The sequence below is a fragment of the Dryocola clanedunensis genome (assembly GCF_038405435.1).
Taxonomy (GTDB): Bacteria; Pseudomonadota; Gammaproteobacteria; order Enterobacterales; family Enterobacteriaceae; genus Dryocola; species Dryocola clanedunensis_A.
Genome location: NZ_JBBYHZ010000006.1, coordinates 222,676 through 243,247, shown reverse-complemented (window position 1 = coordinate 243,247; position 20,572 = coordinate 222,676). Strand labels below are relative to the sequence as shown.

The 20,572-nt window shown below is 57.8% G+C and carries 18 protein-coding genes; 7 read left to right on the top strand and 11 right to left on the bottom strand.

The window, feature by feature from the left end; genetic code table 11:
• Positions 1-30: 30 nt before the first annotated feature.
• Together crp and AAE045_RS15385 are read left to right on the top strand one after the other, a co-directional pair.
• On the top strand, positions 31-663 hold the full coding sequence (gene crp / locus AAE045_RS15390) for a cAMP-activated global transcriptional regulator CRP (protein WP_202305510.1): 633 nt from the start codon (positions 31-33) through the stop codon (positions 661-663).
• 65 nt (positions 664-728) lie between these two features.
• Complete coding sequence (locus AAE045_RS15385) at positions 729-2,816, top strand: YccS/YhfK family putative transporter (RefSeq protein ID WP_455548478.1); 2,088 nt, start codon at positions 729-731, stop codon at positions 2,814-2,816.
• Positions 2,817-2,860: 44 nt separating this feature from the next.
• Here the strand turns inward: AAE045_RS15385 and argD are convergent, their stop codons facing one another.
• The 4 genes from argD to ppiA all read right to left on the bottom strand — a co-directional run bounded on the left by argD (position 2,861) and on the right by ppiA (position 6,050).
• Positions 2,861-4,084, bottom strand: coding sequence for a bifunctional acetylornithine/succinyldiaminopimelate transaminase (gene argD / locus AAE045_RS15380; RefSeq protein ID WP_455548477.1), 1,224 nt, complete (start codon positions 4,082-4,084; stop codon positions 2,861-2,863).
• An 85-nt stretch (positions 4,085-4,169) separates the two neighbouring features.
• Positions 4,170-4,733, bottom strand: a complete 564-nt coding sequence (pabA, locus tag AAE045_RS15375) for an aminodeoxychorismate synthase component 2 (RefSeq protein ID WP_455548476.1) — start codon at positions 4,731-4,733, stop codon at positions 4,170-4,172.
• Positions 4,734-4,766: 33 nt separating this feature from the next.
• Positions 4,767-5,369, bottom strand: coding sequence for a putative adenosine monophosphate-protein transferase Fic (locus AAE045_RS15370; RefSeq protein WP_455548475.1), 603 nt, complete (start codon positions 5,367-5,369; stop codon positions 4,767-4,769).
• A gap of 108 nt (positions 5,370-5,477) precedes the next feature.
• A complete protein-coding gene (gene ppiA, locus AAE045_RS15365; RefSeq protein ID WP_455548474.1) occupies positions 5,478-6,050 on the bottom strand; it encodes a peptidylprolyl isomerase A in 573 nt (190 codons plus the stop codon).
• A gap of 280 nt (positions 6,051-6,330) precedes the next feature.
• On the opposite strand from ppiA, the gene tsgA reads away from it, so the two are divergent.
• On the top strand, positions 6,331-7,518 hold the full coding sequence (gene tsgA / locus AAE045_RS15360; RefSeq protein WP_455548473.1) for an MFS transporter TsgA: 1,188 nt from the start codon (positions 6,331-6,333) through the stop codon (positions 7,516-7,518).
• 66 nt (positions 7,519-7,584) lie between these two features.
• Here the strand turns inward: tsgA and AAE045_RS15355 are convergent, their stop codons facing one another.
• On the bottom strand, positions 7,585-8,874 hold the full coding sequence (locus AAE045_RS15355; RefSeq protein ID WP_455548472.1) for a cytosine deaminase: 1,290 nt from the start codon (positions 8,872-8,874) through the stop codon (positions 7,585-7,587).
• A gap of 230 nt (positions 8,875-9,104) precedes the next feature.
• Here AAE045_RS15355 and nirB point away from each other — a divergent pair, with 230 nt between their 5' ends.
• From nirB to cysG, 4 genes are all read left to right on the top strand, one after another.
• A complete protein-coding gene (nirB, locus tag AAE045_RS15350) occupies positions 9,105-11,654 on the top strand; it encodes a nitrite reductase large subunit NirB (RefSeq protein ID WP_455548471.1) in 2,550 nt (849 codons plus the stop codon).
• Positions 11,651-11,977, top strand: coding sequence for a nitrite reductase small subunit NirD (nirD, locus tag AAE045_RS15345; RefSeq protein ID WP_202305488.1), 327 nt, complete (start codon positions 11,651-11,653; stop codon positions 11,975-11,977). Before nirB ends, nirD begins: the two co-directional genes overlap by 4 nt.
• Before the next feature lie 183 nt (positions 11,978-12,160).
• Positions 12,161-12,967, top strand: a complete 807-nt coding sequence (gene nirC, locus AAE045_RS15340; protein WP_455548470.1) for a nitrite transporter NirC — start codon at positions 12,161-12,163, stop codon at positions 12,965-12,967.
• 13 nt (positions 12,968-12,980) lie between these two features.
• On the top strand, positions 12,981-14,354 hold the full coding sequence (gene cysG / locus AAE045_RS15335; RefSeq protein ID WP_455548469.1) for a siroheme synthase CysG: 1,374 nt from the start codon (positions 12,981-12,983) through the stop codon (positions 14,352-14,354).
• 60 nt (positions 14,355-14,414) lie between these two features.
• On the opposite strand, the gene AAE045_RS15330 is transcribed toward cysG, so the two are convergent.
• Genes AAE045_RS15330 through AAE045_RS15305 form a run of 6 tightly spaced genes read right to left on the bottom strand, consistent with a single transcriptional unit; the run spans position 14,415 to position 20,512 of the window.
• Positions 14,415-15,506: an aminotransferase class V-fold PLP-dependent enzyme gene (locus AAE045_RS15330; protein WP_455548468.1), complete on the bottom strand. Its 1,092-nt coding sequence runs from the start codon at positions 15,504-15,506 to the stop codon at positions 14,415-14,417.
• A 53-nt stretch (positions 15,507-15,559) separates the two neighbouring features.
• On the bottom strand, positions 15,560-16,864 hold the full coding sequence (locus AAE045_RS15325) for a YhfT family protein (protein ID WP_455548467.1): 1,305 nt from the start codon (positions 16,862-16,864) through the stop codon (positions 15,560-15,562).
• A 10-nt stretch (positions 16,865-16,874) separates the two neighbouring features.
• Complete coding sequence (locus AAE045_RS15320) at positions 16,875-17,228, bottom strand: DUF2620 domain-containing protein (protein ID WP_202305483.1); 354 nt, start codon at positions 17,226-17,228, stop codon at positions 16,875-16,877.
• Between the two features lie 9 nt (positions 17,229-17,237).
• On the bottom strand, positions 17,238-18,128 hold the full coding sequence (locus AAE045_RS15315) for a phosphotriesterase-related protein (protein WP_455548466.1): 891 nt from the start codon (positions 18,126-18,128) through the stop codon (positions 17,238-17,240).
• Entirely contained in the window at positions 18,106-19,344 is a 1,239-nt protein-coding gene (locus AAE045_RS15310) for a phosphopentomutase (RefSeq protein WP_455548465.1), read from the bottom strand. The genes AAE045_RS15315 and AAE045_RS15310 overlap by 23 nt, the downstream gene beginning before the upstream one ends.
• A complete protein-coding gene (locus tag AAE045_RS15305) occupies positions 19,337-20,512 on the bottom strand; it encodes a YhfX family PLP-dependent enzyme (RefSeq protein ID WP_455548464.1) in 1,176 nt (391 codons plus the stop codon). Before AAE045_RS15305 ends, AAE045_RS15310 begins: the two co-directional genes overlap by 8 nt.
• Positions 20,513-20,572: the final 60 nt, after the last annotated feature.

Genomic DNA, 20,572 nt, shown 5'->3' with positions numbered 1-20,572 from the left:
TAGCCAGTTTATAACAGAGGATAACCGCGCATGGTGCTTGGCAAACCGCAAACAGACCCGACTCTCGAATGGTTCTTGTCCCATTGCCATATTCATAAGTATCCATCGAAGAGCACGCTGATCCACCAGGGCGAAAAAGCAGAGACGCTGTACTACATCGTCAAAGGCTCGGTGGCAGTTCTGATCAAAGATGAAGAGGGTAAGGAAATGATCCTCTCCTACCTGAATCAGGGCGATTTCATCGGTGAACTAGGCCTGTTTGAAGAAGGTCAGGAGCGTAGCGCCTGGGTTCGTGCAAAAACAGCGTGTGAAGTTGCTGAAATTTCCTATAAAAAATTCCGTCAGCTTATCCAGGTGAACCCGGATATTCTGATGCGCCTCTCCTCCCAGATGGCGCGCCGCCTGCAGGTCACCTCAGAGAAAGTCGGCAACCTGGCCTTCCTGGACGTGACGGGCCGTATCGCCCAGACGCTGCTGAGCCTGGCAAAACAGCCGGATGCCATGACCCACCCGGACGGGATGCAGATCAAAATCACCCGCCAGGAGATCGGCCAAATCGTGGGCTGCTCACGTGAAACCGTAGGTCGCATCCTGAAAATGCTCGAAGATCAGAATCTGATCTCCGCCCACGGTAAAACCATCGTCGTTTACGGCACGCGTTAATTACCGCTTTAAAATTGGCGTGTCGCTTTTGCAACACGCCTTTTTTGTCTCTGGTATGACGAGGAATGTGGCGCCGACTGATTTATCACCCCGAGGTTAACTATGCACTGCGTCAGACGCTGGTGTTATGTCTGCCGGTGGCGGTTGGTCTGGTGCTGGGCGATTTGCAGTCCGGCCTGCTGTTCTCGTTAGTCCCCGCCTGCTGTAATATCGCCGGCCTCGATACCCCTCATAAGCGCTTCTTCAAACGCCTGATTATCGGCGGCAGCCTGTTTGCCATCAGCAGCCTGATCATGCAGCTCATGCTGCTCTACACCACCGTGCCGCTGCCCGTCATTCTGTTTGGCATGGCGATGCTGCTCGGCGTGACCGCTGAAATCAGCGCGCTTCACGCCCGTCTGCTGCCCGCTTCATTGATCGCCGCCATCTTTACCCTGAGCATGGCGGGAAACATGCCGATGTGGCAGCCGATGCTGCTCTATGTCTCCGGCACGATCTGGTACGGCGTCTTCAACTGGTTCTGGTTCTGGATGTGGCGGGAGCAGCCGCTGCGGGAATCATTAAGCCTGCTCTATCGCCAGCTGGCGGAATACTGCGAGGCGAAATACAGCCTGCTGACCCAGCACACCGATCCGGAAAAAGCCCTGCCGCCGCTGCTTGCCCGCCAGCAGAAAGCGGTGGACCTGATTACCGTCTGCTATCAGCAGCTGCATATGCTGGCAGCCAGCCAGCAGAACGGCTACAAGCGCCTGCTGCGCGCCTTCCAGGTCGCGCTGGATTTACAGGAGCACATTTCCGTCAGCCTGCACCAGCCGGAGGAAGTGCAGAAGCTGGTGGAGAAAAGCCACGCCGAAGCGGTGATCCGCTGGAATGCCCGGACCATCGCCGCCCGACTGCGGGTGCTGGCGGACGACATTCTTTATCATCGCTATCCCCGCCGTTTCGTCATGGACAAACAGATTGAAGCGCTGGAGAAAATCGCCCGGCAGAATCCGGATAACCCCGTCGGGCAGTTTTGCCACTACCATTTCAGCCGTATTGCCCGCGTGCTGAGAACCCAGCGCCCGCTGTACGTTCGCGACCTGATGGAAGATCGCCAGCGCCGTCTGCCGCTGTGGCCCGCGCTCAAGAGCTATCTCTCCTTTAAGTCCGCCGCCTTACGCAACGCCGGGCGGCTCGGGGTGATGCTGGTCGTCGCCAGCCTGCTGGGCGCGTCCCTGCATCTGCCCAAGCCTTACTGGATTTTGATGACGGTAATGTTCGTAACGCAAAACGGCTACGGCGCCACGCGGGTGCGCATCCTACACCGCTCTGCGGGAACCATCGCGGGGCTGGGCATCGCCGGTATCGCCCTGCACTTCCACTTCCCGCAGTACATCGCGCTGACGGCAATGTTAATCATCACGCTGGTGAGCTATCTGTTTATCCGCAAAAGCTACGGCTGGGCGACCATCGGCTTTACCGTCACGGCGGTATACACCCTGCAGTTGATAACCCTGAGCGCCGAGCAGTACATCGTTCCCCGGCTGATAGACACGCTGCTGGGCTGCCTGATCGCCTTCGGCGGCATGGTGTGGCTCTGGCCCCAGTGGCAGAGCGGCCTGCTGCGCCAGAACGCCCACGACGCGCTGGAAGCAGATCAGGAGGCTATCCGGCTGATTCTGAGCAGCGATTCGGAGCCGACCCCGCTGGCTTATCAGCGCATGAAGGTTAACCAGGCCCACAACGCGCTGTTTAACTCGCTGAACCAGGCGATGCAGGAGCCTGGCTTTAACTCCCATTACCTGGCAGATATGAAGCTGTGGGTGACGCACAGCCAGTTTATTGTCGAGCACATCAACGCCATGACCACGCTTGCGCGGGAGCACAATATGCTGACGCCCGACCTCGCCCAGCGCTATCTTCAGTCGTGCGAAATTGCGCTGCAGCGGTGCCAGCAGCGGCTGGAATATGACGGGCCGGGGGAAACTAAAGACGCGACGATTCTGGATGCCGAAGCGCTGCCTACCGGGCCGCTAAGCACCATGGAACAGCATTTACATCGGGTCCTTGGCCATCTCAACACCATGCACACCATTTCATCGGTGGCGTGGCGTCAGCGGCCTCATCATGGGATCTGGCTGAACCGCCGGTTAGGGCGATCCAGCAAGTAGAGGGTGAGCGGGCACTAAGCGTCGTATGGCGCGGGCTTATCTTTCTACAGCGCCTTAACGATGTTGGCAACGGCCTGAGCGAAACGCTGCATGCCGTCATTGATGTCGGCTTCTTCAACGATAAGCGATGGCGCAAAGCGCATCACATCCGGCCCCGCGTTCAGCACCATTACCCCTTCATGCGCGGCGGCGTAAAGGAAGTCACGGGCGCGGCCTTTAAACTGCGGCTTCAGCTCGGCGCCAATCAGCAGCCCCATGCCGCGAATATCGCTGAACAGGTCAAACTGCTCGTCAATCTGCTGTAAATGCTGCACAAACAGGTCGCGCTTCTGCGACACGCCGCTCAGCACCTGCGGGGTATTGATAATGTCAAATGCTGCGCCAGCCACGGCACAGGCTAACGGGTTGCCTCCGTAGGTCGATCCGTGGGTGCCGACGTGAAACGCCGAGGCTATCTCCTGGGTAGTCAGCATTACGCTCACCGGGAAGCCGCCGCCGAGGGCCTTGGCGCTGGTCAGAATATCCGGCGTCACGCCGTAGTGCATATAGGCAAACAGATCGCCGATGCGCCCCATGCCGCACTGAACTTCGTCAAAGACCAGCAGCGCTTTATGTTCATCGCACAGTTCGCGTAGCCCTTTGAGGAATTCGGGGGTGGCCGCAGTCACGCCGCCCTCGCCCTGAATGGGCTCAACCACAATGGCACAGGTATGGTCGTCCATTACGGCTTTCACCGCGTGGAGATCGTTAAACGGCACGTGAATGATATCGGCGGGCTTCGGCCCAAAGCCGTCGGAATACTTCGGCTGCCCCCCAACCGAAACGGTGAACAGCGAGCGACCGTGGAAAGCGTTATGGAAGGCGATGATTTTGGTTTTGTACGGGCTATGGCGGGTAGAAGCATAGTAGCGCGCCAGCTTGAAAGCCGTTTCGTTAGCTTCGGTGCCGGAATTCATGAACAGCACGCGTTCGGCAAAGGTGGCGTCAATCAGCTTGCGGCCCAGGCGCAGCGCGGGCTCATTCGTGAAAACGTTGCTGGTGTGCCACAGGGTTTCGCCCTGGGTTTTCAGCGCGTCCACCAGCGCGGGATGGCAGTGGCCTAAAGCCGTTACCGCAATGCCGCCCGCGAAATCTACGTATTCTTTCCCCTGCTGATCCCACACCCGGCTGCCTTTCCCCTTCACCGGGATAAACTCCGCTGGTGCATAAATCGGCAGGATCACTTCGTCGAAGGTAGCGCGGGTAACTGCTGATTGTTCGGTTGCCATTTATTCCCCATCCATTTATGCAAAAAACCATGTGAAAATATAATCACAAAATATGCATAAAAAATCATTCAATGGCAAACGAAAATCAGCGATTCAGGAAATTGGCCAGCAGCTGGTGCCCCTGCTCGCTGAGAATGCTTTCCGGGTGAAACTGCACCCCTTCAAGATCCAGCTCGCGATGGCGAATCCCCATGATCTCCTGCTTATCTGTCCAGGCGGTCACGTCGAAGCAGTCAGGAAGCGTGGCGGGGTCGATTAAGAGCGAGTGGTAACGCGTGACGGTCAGCGGGTTGTTCAGCCCGTTAAACACACCGCTGTTGTTATGAGCAATGGCTGAAGTCTTACCATGCATAACCTTTTCGGCGCGGACAATCTTCGCCCCGAAGGCCTGGGCAATGGCCTGATGCCCGAGGCACACCCCGAGCAACGGTATTTTTCCGGCAAACTGTTTGATGGCGGCAAGGGAAATGCCCGCATCGTCCGGCGTGCAGGGGCCGGGTGAAATCACGAGCTTTGCCGGGGCCATCTCCGCTATCTGCTCAAGCGAAATTTCATCATTACGCTTTACCACCACCTCCGCACCCAGCTCGCAAAAATACTGGTAGAGATTCCAGGTAAAAGAGTCGTAGTTGTCGATCAACAGCAGCATGGCGGCTCCGGGCAAAAGAAGAACCGCGCTATTCTATTCGCTTTCCCGCGCTTCGCTCACCACTTTAGTGAAAATCTCCACCAGCGGCTGCAGATCCCCCAGCGCGCCCGCCTGGTTAGCGGCCTGCCACTCTTCCCGTTCCGTTTTGCTCCAGTCCAGCATGAAGCCTGCGTGTATCGCCAGCTGTTCAAAGAAGACCCGCTGCGCCCGACCGCTGCCGACGAAAAACGGATGCAGCACGTTAATTTCGCAGTAGTAATGCGCCAGTCGTTCGATGAAGGCCTGCTTCGGGAGATCCAGCAGATAGCGTTCATCCTCCAGCTCCTGCATCAGGTCGTTGCCTTCATTTTCGATGTACTCGAAATGGCAGAACCGGATATCGCCGCGGGAAATATCCACTTCGCGCAGTTCTCCTGCCCAGTCGAAGGCATCCTGGAAGAGCTGCTGGTGAATGGAACACAGCCAGGGCAAGCCACGGTGCAGTGGACCCAGCTCGACAGACTCAACCCGCCGGGCAATGAGCTCATCCTGCGCGTGAGGCTCAGGCACATCCAGCCGGCTACTGGCTACAAACGAGCCGCTGCGCTGCTTTTGCCAGAGCCGGGATTTTTGCTTGTCGGTGAGTTTCTTGCTCATATCGCCTCCCTTACTGCGTGACTGATTTTGCCACAAGTATAAGCGGCATTTTGCACGGTTGCCGGGGAGGAAACGTTGCGCGGGTAGTTACAACCCGCGCGGGGGGAATTACGGCAGGATCTTAGCGGAGAGGATAACTACCGGTTTTGACGGAACATTCTGGTACGGACCCACGTCGTGAGACTGCACCTGAGAAATTTTGTCGGCCACGTCCATCCCTTTCACAACTTTACCAAATACTGCGTAGCCGAAGTCGCGCTGGCCGTGGTCGAGGAAGGCGTTATCGGCAACGTTGATAAAGAACTGGCTGGTTGCGCTGTCTTTATCTGCGGTACGTGCCATTGCCACGGTGCCACGGGTGTTGCGCAGTCCGTTATCCGCTTCGTTCTTGATCGGTGGACTTGGCTGCTTCTGGTTCATATCTTCAGTGAAGCCGCCGCCCTGAATCATAAAGCCCGGGATCACGCGGTGGAAAGTGGTGTTGTTATAGAAACCGCTGTTGACGTAGTCAACGAAGTTTTTCACCGATACAGGGGCTTTTTGGCTGTTTAATTCAAGCTCAATATTACCGGCGGAGGTCGTCAATAAGACGTGCGGATCGCTGTTTGCCGCAAGAGCAGCGGGGGAGATAGCCGAGATGGCGAATACAGCTGCAACAGCCGCCAGTGTCGATTTGAGCATCAGGAATTCCTTACGAAGGCAGTGAATGAAGCAAGTTGCTAGATTGTAAAGAGGAGCCGCCAGCGGCGCCAGCCCTTTACGGTTTTTTACTTTGCAACAAAACAATAACTTGCGTGAATGAATCGGTTTTACACGTGGAAATATGTGACCTGACGCATGAAACGAATGGCAATAACCAAACATAATTACAATGAATGTTTAATTGGGTCACATTCAAGGCTAGAATTCATCCGCCCACTGCGCTGTCAACGCGCTTTACACTTCTATTCACAGGCCAGATATGACTAACAGCAACCGTACCAAGCTGCTTTGGATCAGCTTTTTCTCCTACGCCCTGACCGGTGCGCTGGTGATCGTCACCGGGATGGTGATGGGAAACATCGCAGAATATTTCCAGCTGCCGGTTTCCAGCATGAGCAATACCTTCACCTTCCTGAACGCGGGCATTCTCATCTCCATCTTCCTGAACGCCTGGCTGATGGAAATCGTGCCGCTGAAAACCCAGCTGCGCTTTGGCTTCCTGCTGATGGTGCTGGCGGTGCTCGGCCTGATCTTCGGCCATAGCCTGACGCTCTTCTCCGCCTCCATGTTTGTGCTGGGGCTGGTCAGCGGGATCACCATGTCCATTGGTACCTTCCTGATTACCCATATGTATGAAGGCCGTCAGCGCGGTTCACGCCTGCTGTTTACCGACTCTTTCTTCAGCATGGCCGGGATGATTTTCCCGATGGTTGCGGCAATTCTGCTGGCGCGCAGCATCAACTGGTACTGGGTCTACGTCTGTATCGGCCTGGTGTACGTTGCTATTTTCCTGCTAACCCTGGGCTGCGAGTTCCCGGCGCTGGGCAAGCACGCAAAGCAGAATGACGCGCAGCCCGTGGCTAAAGAGAAATGGGGTATCGGCGTGCTGTTCCTGTCCGTTGCCGCGCTGTGCTACATCCTCGGCCAGCTGGGCTTCATCTCCTGGGTGCCGGAGTATGCCAAAAGCCTGGGCATGAGCATTAACGATGCGGGCACGCTGGTCAGCGATTTCTGGATGTCCTATATGGTCGGCATGTGGATTTTCAGCTTCATCCTGCGCTTCTTCGATCTGCAGCGCATTCTGATGGTGCTGGCGGGTGCCGCCACCGTGCTGATGTATTTCTTCAACACCGGCGAACCGGCGCATCTGGCCTGGTTTATCCTCGCTCTGGGCTTCTTCTCCAGCGCGATTTACACCACTATCATTACGCTCGGCTCGCTGCAAACCAAAGTGGCTTCGCCAAAACTGGTTAACTTCGTGCTGACCTGCGGCACCATCGGCACCATGCTGACCTTCGTGGTCACCGGCCCGATTGTGGCGAGCAGCGGCCCGCACGCGGCGCTCCAGACCGCCAACGGCCTCTACGCGGTAGTCTTTATTATGTGCGTGGCGCTGGGCCTTGTGACCAAACACCGCCAGCACAATACGGCGGCTGCGGCGCATTAATAGCGTCGGATGACGCGGCGCTTATCCGACCTACGAGGCGAGTACTGTAGGGGATAAGCGCCAGCGTTATCCACCAAAGAAGATCTCTTCGCTGTCGTCCAGCATCACCCAGGTCTGGGCCAGCTGCGTTGTCGCAATCACTCTCCCTTCCCTTACCGACCAGCGTACCGGCACCTGCCGACGCACCGCATCAAATCCATTTTCAGCAGGAAGAATAACCAGGCTGGCTGGCTTGCCGACGTCGATGCCATACTCCGCCACGCCGAACGTCCGCGCGCTGTTATCCGTAATCAGCTTCAGGCTCTCATCTATCTGCTGATAGCCCATCATCTGGCAGACGTGCAGCCCCATGTGCAGCACCTGTAGCATGTTCGCGGTGCCAAGCGGATACCACGGGTCAAATACATCGTCATGGCCAAAACAAACGTTAATTCCCGCCTCCAGCAGCTCCTTAACGCGGGTCACGCCACGGCGCTTCGGATAATCATCAAAGCGGCCCTGCAGATGGATATTAACCAGCGGATTGGCCACAAAGTTAATGCCGGACATTTTCAGCAGCCTGAAGAGCCGCGAGGTGTAAGCGCCGTTATAGGAGTGCATGGCGGTGGTATGGCTTGCGGTCACGCGTTCGCCCATGCCTTCCCGGTGGGCCAGCATGGCGACCGTTTCCAGAAATCGTGACTGCTCGTCGTCGATTTCGTCGCAGTGGATATCCAGCGGGCGGTCGTATTTCTTCGCCAGCTCGAACGCCTTATGCAGCGACTCGACGCCGTACTCGCGGGTGAATTCAAAATGGGGAATCGCCCCGACCACATCGGCACCCAGCTTTAAGGCTTCTTCCAGCAGCGCTTCACCGTTGGGATACGAGAGAATTCCCTCCTGCGGGAAAGCGACAATCTGTAAATCGACCCACGGGGCCACTTCCAGCTTCACTTCCAGCATCGCCTTCAGCGCCGTCAGCGTGGGATCGGAGACATCCACATGGGTACGCACATACTGAATGCCGTTGGCTATCTGCCACTTCAGCGTCTGCCATGCCCGCGCTTTCACATCTTCGTGGCTCAGCAGCGCTTTGCGTTCGGCCCAGCGCTCAATGCCTTCGAACAGCGTGCCCGACTGGTTCCAGCCCGGCTGCCCGGCGGTCTGGGTGGTATCCAGGTGGATATGCGGCTCGATAAAAGGCCCCACGGCAAGGCCACCGCGCCCGTCCAGGCGCTCCAGCGTCTCGGTCCGGGTATCCTGCTCCCCCATTGGCTCGATGGTTTTAAAGCGCCCCTCTTCTATAGTGAGCTGCCACAGGCCGGGCCGACCGGCAAGGCGGACATTGTGGATGAGTTTCAGGGGGGGATTACGCATTGTGCCTCCGGGGCGAAAGGGCCTTTGCTCCTTTTTAGCATAAACTTTCCCCCAAGAGCCGTTTAAATGGCCGGTGGCGAAAAACCAGCCAATTCCATAACTTAGAAAATTCCTCACAAATCAGACATATACCCCTTAATGGGTATATAAAGGCGTATTTGATTTGCATCAATAATTACCCCAGCTGAATCGTTAAGGTAGGCGGTAATAGAAAAGAAATTGAGGCAATTATGAGCAAAGTCAAAATCGCAATTATCGGTAATGGCATGGTCGGCCATCGCTTTATCGAGGACTTACTTGATAAAGCTCAGCCAGGCCAGTTCGAGATTACCGTCTTTTGTGAAGAGCCGCGCAAAGCCTACGACCGCGTGCACCTTTCATCCTATTTTTCCCACCATACCGCCGAAGAGTTATCTCTGGTTCGCGAAGGCTTCTACGAGAAGCACGGCGTTAACGTGCTGATTGGCGAACGCGCCATCACCATTAACCGTCAGGAAAAAGTAATTCACTCCAATACCGGCCGCACCGTTTATTACGACAAGCTGGTAATGGCAACGGGCTCATACCCGTGGATCCCGCCGATTAAAGGTTCTGAAACCCAGGACTGCTTCGTCTACCGCACCATCGAAGATCTGAACGCCATTGAAGCCTGCGCCCGCCGCAGCAAGCGCGGCGCGGTAGTCGGTGGTGGTCTGCTGGGCCTTGAAGCCGCAGGCGCGCTGAAAAACCTCGGCGTGGAAACCCACGTGATTGAGTTTGCCCCAATGCTGATGGCCGAGCAGCTCGACCAGATGGGCGGCGAGCAGCTGCGCAACAAAATTGAAAGCATGGGCGTGCGGGTTCACACCAGCAAAAACACCCAGGAGATCGTTCAGGAAGGGAAAGAAGCGCGTAAGACCATGCGCTTTGCCGACGGCAGCGATCTGGAAATCGACTTTATCGTCTTCTCTACCGGCATCCGCCCACGCGACAAGCTGGCAACCCAGTGCGGCCTGGAAACGGCCCCGCGCGGCGGCATCACCATCAACGACAGCTGCCAGACGTCCGACCCGGATATCTACGCCATCGGCGAGTGCGCCAGCTGGAACAATCGCGTGTTCGGCCTGGTAGCGCCTGGCTACAAAATGGCTCAGGTCACCGCAGACCATCTGCTGGGCAGCGCGAACGCCTTTGAAGGCGCAGACATGAGCGCCAAACTCAAGCTGCTGGGCGTGGACGTTGGCGGTATCGGCGATGCCCACGGCCGCACGCCAAACTGTCGCAGCTACGTCTATCTGGACGAAAGCAAAGAAGTTTATAAGCGCCTGGTCGTTAGCGAAGATAACAAAACCCTGCTGGGCGCGGTGCTGGTCGGTGACACCACCGACTTCGGCAACCTGCTCCAGCTGGTGCTGAACGCCATTGAGCTGCCGGAAAACCCGGACTCGCTGATCCTTCCGGCCCACGCGGGCAGCGGCAAGCCGTCCATCGGCGTGGATAAACTGCCGGACAGCGCGCAGATCTGCTCCTGCTTCGACGTCACCAAGGGCGATCTGGTAAAAGCCATCAACGGCGGCTGCCATACCGTGGCGGCCCTGAAGGCAGAAACCAAAGCCGGTACAGGCTGCGGCGGCTGTATCCCGCTGGTCACCCAGGTGCTGAACGCCGAGCTGTCCAAACAGGGTATCGAGGTTAACAACAACCTCTGCGAGCACTTCGCGTTCTCCCGTCAGGAGCTGTTCCACCTGATCCGCGTCGAACAAATCAAATCCTTCGACGAATTGCTTAACAAATACGGCAAAGGCTACGGCTGTGAAGTCTGTAAGCCAACCGTGGGCTCCCTGCTGGCCTCCTGCTGGAACGACTACGTGCTGGAACCGCAGCACACGCCGTTGCAGGACACCAACGATAACTTCCTCGGCAACATCCAGAAGGACGGCACCTACTCGGTGATCCCTCGTTCCGCCGGTGGGGAAATCACGCCGGAAGGGCTGATGGAAGTGGGCCGCATCGCCCGCGAATATAACCTTTACACCAAGATCACCGGCTCCCAGCGTATCGGCCTGTTCGGCGCGCAGAAAGACGATCTGCCGGAAATCTGGCGTCAGCTGATTGACGCCGGTTTCGAAACCGGCCACGCGTATGCCAAAGCGCTGCGTATGGCGAAAACCTGCGTGGGCAGCACCTGGTGCCGCTACGGCGTGGGCGACAGCGTGGGCTTCGGCGTCGAGCTGGAACACCGCTACAAAGGCATCCGCACCCCGCACAAAATGAAGTTCGGCGTGTCCGGCTGTACCCGTGAATGTGCGGAAGCGCAGGGTAAAGACGTGGGGATTATCGCCACCGAGAAAGGCTGGAACCTGTACGTCTGCGGTAACGGCGGCATGAAACCACGCCACGCAGATCTGCTGGCGGCGGACCTTGATAGCGAAACAGTGATCAAATACCTCGACCGCTTCATGATGTTCTACATCCGCACCGCCGACAAACTGACCCGTACAGCCTCATGGCTGGACAACCTTGAAGGCGGCATCGATTACCTGAAGAGCGTGATCATCGACGACAAGCTGGGCCTCAACGAACAGCTCGAGTCGGAGCTGGCGCGCCTGCGTGAGAAAGTGATCTGCGAGTGGACTGAAACGGTGAACACGCCGGAAGCCCAGGTTCGCTTCAAACACTTTATCAACAGCCCGCAGCGCGACCCGAACGTGCAGGTCGTGCCGGAGCGCGAGCAGCACCGTCCGGCCACGCCGTATGAGCGTATTCCAGTCACCATGGTAGAAGCGGAGGAGATCGTATGAGCCAGTGGACTACCGTTTGTCAGTTAAACGACATCCTGCCGGCAACCGGCGTTTGTGCGCTGCTGGGCAACCAGCAGGTTGCGATTTTCCGCCCGCGTAACGACGAGCAGGTGTACGCCATCAGCAATATCGACCCGTTCTTTGAATCGAGCGTTCTGTCTCGCGGGTTAATTGCCGAACACCAGAATGAACTGTGGGTTGCCAGCCCGCTGAAAAAACAGCGTTTCCGCCTGCGTGACGGCCTGTGTATGGAAGACGAAAGTCACTCTATCGCGCACTTCGAAGCGCGCGTGCAGGACGGCATGGTGCAGATAAAAGCATAGGGGTTTCCCCTTCACCCTAGCCCTCTCCCCAACGGGGAGAGGGAACTATTCCAGTACGGCCTCCGCCTCAGAAAGAGCTGACAAAGCCAGAGGTTTCCCCCTCGCTCCTCAGGAGAGCGGGCCGGGATGGGGGTAAAGCATTCAGACTTATTTTTCTTTTTTTACTTTGTAGGGATAACAAAAATGTTCACCGATACCATTAACAAATGTGCGGCCAACGCCGCGCGCATTGCCCGCCTGTCGAAAAGTAATCCGCTCGGCTTTTGGGTTAGCTCTGCGATGGCAGGGGCCTACGTTGGCCTTGGCATCATTTTAATCTTCACGCTGGGCAACCTGCTCGATCCGTCGATTCGTCCCTTAGTGATGGGTGCCACCTTTGGTATCGCCCTGACGCTGGTGATTATCGCGGGTTCCGAGCTGTTCACCGGCCACACCATGTTCCTGACCTTTGGCGTCAAAGCGGGCACCATTTCCCACGGTCAGATGTGGGCCATTCTGCCGCAAACCTGGCTGGGTAACCTGGTAGGTTCCGTATTCGTTGCCCTGCTCTATAGCTGGGGCGGCGGCAGCCTGCTGCCGGTGGATACCAGCATCGTACACGCGTTTGCGCTGGCAAAAACCACGGCTCCGGCCACGGTGCTGTTCTTTAAAGGGGCGCTGTGTAACTGGCTGGTTTGTCTGGCAATCTGGATGGCAATCCGTACCGAAGGTGCGGCGAAGTTCATCGCTATCTGGTGGTGCCTGCTGGCGTTTATCGCCTCCGGCTACGAGCACTCCATCGCCAACATGACGCTGTTTGCGCTCTCCTGGTTCGGCCATCACAGCGAGGCCTACACGCTTGCCGGTATCGGTCATAACCTGCTGTGGGTGACCCTCGGTAATACCCTTTCAGGTGTAGTATTCATGGGTCTGGGTTATTGGTATGCTACGCCAAAAGCCGAACGCCCGCAGCCTGAGCGCATCGCAACTGCTGAGACTGCACGCCTATAATTGAGGACCGTACGTGGATCACCTGCCGATATTTTGTCAGTTACGAGGTCGCGCCTGCCTGTTAGTTGGCGGTGGCGACGTCGCAGAACGTAAAGCACGTTTATTGCTGGAGTCAGGTGCGCTCGTCACCGTTAATGCCCTGGAGTTTACCCCGCAGTTTCAGGCGTGGGCGCAACAGGGCATGCTTACCCTTGAACAGAGTCCTTTCTCACCTTCACTGCTCGATGTCAGCTGGCTGGCGATTGCCGCCACCGACGACGATGCGGTGAACCAGCAGGTCAGCGATGCCGCTGAGTCCCGCCGTATTTTCTGCAACGTGGTAGACGCCCCGAAGCAGGCCAGCTTTATCATGCCGTCGATTATCGACCGCTCGCCGCTGATGGTCGCCGTCTCTTCCGGTGGAACCTCGCCCGTGCTGGCACGCCTGCTGCGTGAAAAGCTGGAGGCTATTCTGCCGCTGCACCTGGGTAAAATCGCGGGCTATGCAGGTACGCTTCGCGGTCGCGTGAAAGCGAAGTTTGCCACGATGGGCGAACGTCGCCGCTTCTGGGAAAAATTCTTTACCAACGACCGCCTGGCGCAGTATCTGGCAAACGAAGACCAGAAGGCCATCGACCAGGAAACCGAATCGCTGTTTAACCAGTCGCTGGATCATCGCGGTGAAGTGGTGCTGGTCGGCGCGGGGCCGGGCGATGCGGGTCTGCTGACGCTCAAAGGCCTGCAACAGATCCAGCAGGCGGACGTGGTGGTTTATGACCGTCTGGTATCCGATGACATCATGAACCTGGTGCGCCGCGATGCGGACCGCGTGTTCGTCGGTAAACGCGCTGGCTTCCACTGCGTGCCGCAGGAAGAGATCAACCAAATCCTGCTGCGTGAAGCTCAGAAAGGAAAGCGCGTGGTGCGTCTGAAGGGCGGCGATCCGTTTATCTTCGGGCGCGGTGGCGAAGAGCTGGAAACGCTGTGCAACGGCGGCATTCCGTTCTCCGTCGTGCCGGGCATTACCGCCGCTTCCGGCTGCTCCGCCTATTCCGGCATCCCGCTGACCCACCGTGACTACGCACAAAGCGTGCGGCTGGTTACCGGGCATCTGAAAACTGGCGGCGAGCTGGACTGGCACAACCTGGCGGCTGAAAAGCAGACGCTGGTGTTTTACATGGGCCTGAACCAGGCCGCCGCCATTCAGGAAAACCTCATCAGGCACGGCATGCCGGCGGATATGCCCGTGGCGCTGGTGGAAAACGGCACGTCCGTTAAGCAGCGCGTGGTAAACGGTGAGCTGAACCAACTTGGCGAGCTGGCAACCCAGGTGGAAAGCCCGGCGCTAATCATCGTCGGGCGCGTTGTTGCCCTACGCGACAAGCTGAACTGGTTCTCGAATCACTGATATTAGCGGGTAATAAACGGTGGATGGCGCTGGCGCTTATCCACCCTACTGCTATCCACCCTACCGCTTATCCACCCGACAACTCTCCCGCAATATTCGTAATACCGTCTCGCTTCCGCTGCGGTTCGGGTTAATGCGGATCATGCGTTGTTCAAGCGTAGGATCGGACTCACGGAATGTCCCTGACACGCGGTAAAACAGCGGCGGGATTTCGTATTTCGACTCTGCTCCCACCGGATACGGCAGCGCGCCCAGCTTCTGCGCGGCATTCAGCACCTCTTCTGCAATCGGCTCGTGAAACTCCACCAGTAATACCTTCGACTGCGCGTTGGCGATAAACGCCTGCTTCACTTCCGGGATCTTGCCGCCGTTTAACTCAGCCACCAGCCTGTCGTTCACCTGTGCCTGAACGGCATGCATCACCGGGGCAAAAACCAGCCCGCGCAGGGCCTCCATCGCCTGAACGCCCTGCACCTGGCTGCCGCCGGAATACATGCTCTTGCGAATATTGGCTACCGTATCCGCATCGCCAACGACAACGCCTACGCCAGCCGGGCCAAACAGCTTAAAGCAGGAGAACGTGGAAAGCGTCGCGCCGCATTCGCAGCCGATGTTGTCTACCTTCATCACCGCGTAGTTATCGTCCGTCAGCGACGGCAGGCCGTACTGATTAAAACAGGCGATAACTTCCGCCAGGTCGTAAGCATCGTCCATTTTCTGACGGGTATGCTGGATCAGCGCCGCCTGTGGGCGATGCTGTTCAATCGCTTTTCTCACCGCCTCTGGCTGGTTGAAATCGGCACGAATCAGCTGCAAACCCATCTGCTCTGCAATAACTGCCGTGGTGGGATAAAGCGGCGCGTCGTGGATCAGCAGCCTTTCTCCGGCCTTCAGCATTGCCGCCAGGCCGCAGCGGATCGCGCCGGTTCCGGCCCCCTGCACCAGGGCCGCAGCCGGAGCGCCAAAGAACGCCGCCAGAACCGCCTCCACGCGCCGGGTCATCTGCGGCTGATTCAGTCCGGGAACCAGCCCTAAATCACCGGCGTTCAGAAAATCGCTGCCGGGAAAATGACGGCAAATGGTATCCACCAGGCGGAACTGTTTGCGCTGCGCCTGCTCCATCGTCAGGCTTTGTAGAGGCCAGGTTTTCACTTGTACGTAACTCCATGAAGGCCCGCCGGTCGTTCAGCGGGCATAAACAGGGATCAGGCCGGAACGAACAGGCCGCAGTAGTAGAGAATGTTCAGCACGATGCCGGTTATCAGCACCGCCACAACAGGCGAGGCCATTTTCTGCACCGGACGGCCCAGCGACTCGTTAAGGAAATAGAGCGCGGCGGCGATGGTAAAGCCGGTATAGCCCGCCATTTTAATCGCCGCGAAGATAGAGCCGACCAGCAGCGCCATTTCCATCAGCATATTCATGGCGTTACGGATGTTATCCGAAGCGTTACGCACCGAAGGATAGCGGCCCAGCCATTTGCCGATGGAGCGCAGCAGCAGCACCTCGATGGAAATCACCGCCGCACCGACGACAAACGCCAGAATCGGGTTTGAGATGAGATAGCCGACGGCAAATACAAAGGTGAAGCCCGCTACGGCATAAACGCCGGTCGCCAGCGCGGTAGTGGCAATCATCGGCACAAAGCCGAGGCCGCGCATAAACTCCGCCAGCGCCGCCTGGTTAATCAGCGTCTGGGACTGCGCCGGATCCAGCCCAACCTTATAGGCTTTCTCCAGGGTAAAGATAGAGACTTCCGAACCGGCAAAAATCTTCATGCTGGCAACCGCGGCAATCAGCCCGCCAACTATGGCGATATACGGCAGGTTTTTGATGATGCGCGATGTTCGTTCCTCAAAGACCGACAGGCCGCTATCGTCCTGTTCTCGCTCCTTGCGGGTGCGATGATCCTGAGTAATCGCGATGCCCAGCAGCATCACCATGCCGACGAAGATCTCGATGGACTCCGGGTTCAGGTGCGGGAAGAAGCGCACGATGATCACCCGCGTCATCAGCACTACCACCGCCGCGAACAGGCTGTTCTTCCAGCCGAACTGATAGAAAATCGCTACCAGCGGGAAGAGCGCAAACGCGGAGACGACCGGCGAGCTTAGCTCGCCAAGCGATCCGAGCACGTCTACCGGCAATGCGGTCAGCAGATGGTTGACCGGGATCAGGCAGGTCAGGATCAGCACGCCCCATACCGCGCCCAGCCCGAACGCCAGCAGGCTGTTAGCCGCCAGCACGCCGAGAATATCCGTCGGCAGGAACAGCAGCCAGCTGTTGAGCAGGCCAGTTTTCAGGGTGAACGAGATCCCCACCGAGGCCACAAAGCCGATGCTCAGACCGAACGCAATGCTCCCCGCCTCCCGGCGGTTCATATTGCCTTCAATCAGCTGCGGCAGAATCGGGCGGATCCCGTCGTGGAACACCGCCGCTGACTTATGCGCCAGCAGTGCGGTCATCCCCGTCAGGCACGCCACCACTAATATCTGAATGTAAAAATCCATAGCGTAGCCTTTATTTCAGATGGGCAACGAGCATCGGGATCGCATGTTCAATATGCTCAACCGACAGGCCGAAGGCGACTTTGCCGTCGGCAACCATTTTCGCGACCTGCTCCTCTTTCGCTTTGATACCCGGTTTAGCGATGGTGCAGCTTTTGTTGTAGCCAATTACCGCGATGGCGATGGACAGCGCCGCCCCGGCCCCGGTATTACACGCGCCGATGTAGTAGTCGAGCTGGCCGGATTTCACCTTCATTGCGGCCTCCATATCGTTGTAGATAAACACTTCAAAGGAGCCTGGCGCGGTCGTTTCGATGGTCTTTTTAATGAGTTCGCGCTGTAAGCCAGCGACACCGATCTTTTTCATGGGTAATCCTTATTTAAAGAAGACAGAGGGGTTGTCACGTAACATCAAATCAACGTCGGCCTGGGTGAAGCCAGCCTCCAGCAGCAGAGGCACGAACGTTGTCAGCAAATAGTCGAAGCCCAGGCCACCGTTAGCCTTCAGGTGGGAGCGACGGGTAATATCCATGGAGAGCATGACGTGGTCGAGCAGCCCGCGGCTGGCGATTTCCTGCAGCATCGCCACGCGCTTCTCGTCCGGGTAATAATTGTTTTTGCCGATGGTGTCGAACTGCACGAAAGCGCCCTGGTCGATCATCCGCAGAATGTTGTCGAGGTTGTCTTTCAGGTCGCAGTGACCGACGACCACGCGGGAGAGATCCACGCCGTGCTCTTTAAGCAGCGCCAGCTGTTCCAGCCCCATGGTGCTGAATGAGGTGTGCGTCGAAATTGGCCGCCCGGTTTCCCGGTGGGCGATGGCCGCGGCGGCGAAGACTTTCGCCTCATCCGGCGTGATGACGTCCACGCTCGAGCCAATTTCGGCAATGATGCCCGCCTTCAGCCCCGTATCGTCGATGCCGATTTCGATTTCATCGATCATCTCCTGGGCCAGCTTCTCCACGCTGGTGCTGGCGACGTGCGCCGGGAAAAAATCGTGCTGGTAGTAGCCGGTGCAGGCCACCACGTTCATGCCCGTGTCCCGCATAATATCGAGCATGAACTGCGGATTGCGGCCCATGTAGCGGTTGGTCATCTCGATGATGTTGCGCACGCCCTGCGCGTGCAGCGACTTCATCTCCTCGCAAATCAGGTCGTACTGGTCCAGGCGGCAGTCAATATTGTTTTTGAATGACGACAGGTCGATGTGCAGGTGCTCGTGGGCATAGGTGTAGCCCGACGCATCAATGCGCGATGGTGCAGCCATGATTGCCTCCGGAGATCGGGGAAAGGAAAGAGGTGCCGTTTTGCGGCGCCTTAGCGCTGAAGTAGTCGCAGACAGTCGCACCTACGTCAGAAAGGGTGGTTCTCACGCCGAGACAAGCGGGCTGAATGCCCGGCCGCCAGACCAGCAGAGGAACGTTTTCACGGGTGTGCCTGCTGTGGCCGATGGTCGGGTCGTTGCCGTGGTCCGCCATCACCACCAGGAAATCTTCAGGCTGCATGGCCCGCATCAGCCTTTCCAGGTTGCGATCGACCAGCTGCAGACGTTCGGCGTAGCGCGCCACGTCTTCCGCGTGCCCGGCAAGGTCGGTTTCCTGGATGTTGGTACAGATAAAGGCATCACCCGGCTGGCTCAGCTCGTCTAGGGTGATATCCATAATGCGCTGGCTATCCACCAGATTCTGGTAGCTCACGCCGTGCGGGTTAATGGCAATATCCGCCACTTTCCCCACCAGTATGGTTTTGATGCCCGCGTCATGCAGCTGCTGTGGCACCTGGACGCTAGCATCTACGCCATAACCCATGTGCACCACCTGGAAGCCGTTTTTATAAACTCCCGAGCGCGGCGCGTTGATGCCGATATAAATTCCCTGCTTTTCTTCGGCGGCAGCCGGGATCTGCTGGCTGCTCTCGAGGATGCCGCCAAAAGCAATGACGCGCCCTACCTTCACGCAGCGACGAACCACTTCACCAATTTTGCGCACATCTTCGAAAGAGATAGCGGCAAGATTGGCGGAAATATTAAATACCTGGCCTAAATCAGCCTCCAGGTTATCGCCGATGGCCACGGCTTCGTTTACCCACAGGTACTGCAAACCCTCACCGACGCGCGCCACCCGCCAGCCTTCGGCAAGCAGGGCCTGTTCAACCTCATCGATCACGGCGGAGAACGGCATGCGCAGCGGAGCCTGCGGTAATGTGCCGAGGATTTCCTGATGGCCCATAAAAGTATCGCCGCCCTCGTGCTGCAGCATCGCGGTGCCGTATACCGCGCCGTCAGAGAATGTCATCGCCCCGGCCTCAAAGCCCAGAGCGTTTATCAGCCCCAGCTTTTCCAGCACCGGCAGACGCAGCTGGGGAAAGTGCTGGAGAATATGCCCGCAGGTGTTGGCCCCGATATCCTGAGGCCGCACCTGCGACACGTCGTCCATCGCGCCGACGCCAAAACTGTCGATCACCACCACCACAAATTTACCCACGCGGACCTCCTGAAATGGGGTTACCGAGGCTGTCATACAGCGCTTCAAGCACCGGCCTGCCCGCCTGAACGCCGCTGACCAGCGCAACGTCGCTGCGGGTGACGAAAATTTGGGTGCGAAAACACATCACTACCGGGCTGCCGACCGGGAACTCACCCGCCAGCGGCAGATGATAATCAATGCTGCTGTCGTCCATCGGCAGCAGATTTGCCGCCACGGCGGCGCTTCCGCGCACCGGGTAAACCAGCGCGTTCTGCGCGTGACCGCGACGGTAGTAGCCGCCGCCAAAGCAGTAGCTGTTGCCCTGAAACTGATGGGAGATCTCGGTGAGATACAGCATGGCGATGCGCTCCGGCTGGTTGCCGCGCTGATTGGAAGGTATCGTGCCGGTCAGCGCGTGGCCGGGTTCCGCATGAGTAACGCCATGCTGAGCCAGCAGCGGAAGCGAGCTGCAGCTGGTTGCCGACGGAGCGTTGATCTGTTTTATTTCCACGCCCGCTTCCTGCAGGCGGTCACGGGCCTTAAGCAGCGTTTGCAGATTCGGCGTGGGCAGCGTCTGCTGCTGCTCTTCGTCCCACAGCAGGCAAGGAAAATGGGTCAGCCCCGTAAGCTTAACGCCCGGCAAAGTGCGAATTACCGCGACAACTTCGTCCAGCACCGCAAGCGGGAAGCCCGCTTCCTGGCCGGGGTAGAGCCTGTCCTGCTCGTCGAAGATTTTCAGCATGATGGGCTGCACATGGCCGTGAAGCTGAGCGGCGGCAGATAGCTCCCGCGCTTTTTCAAGCGAGAAGACGGTGACCATCTCAGTCGATGCGGCAACGGTTGCTGCAATTTGCCCCTGTGGCACCTGCACCAGATGCCCGACGTGGGACACCTGCACGTCAGCATTACGCAGCGTGCGGGCCTCTTTAAAATCAACAGCCACGGTGCCGTGAAAGCCCAGCTCCGTGAGCCGTTTCGCCAGCCAGGGATTGCGCCCGAGCTGTTTCGTCATCAGATAGAGCGTAATACCGTGCCGCTCTGCCGCCGCCAGCAGGCGTCGGCCGTTTTCCATAACCTCGTCGACATCGATAACCCAGGTGTCCGGCAGTATGGCGCCCTGCTGCCATAGCTCCCGCGCGGCCTGTATCAGTGCCGGGTTTTGTGCCTTGAGTGCCTCAATAAACATACCCTTGCCTCTCGACTCCGTGCGGATGATATATTCTTAAATCATCATTTTTTTGAATAT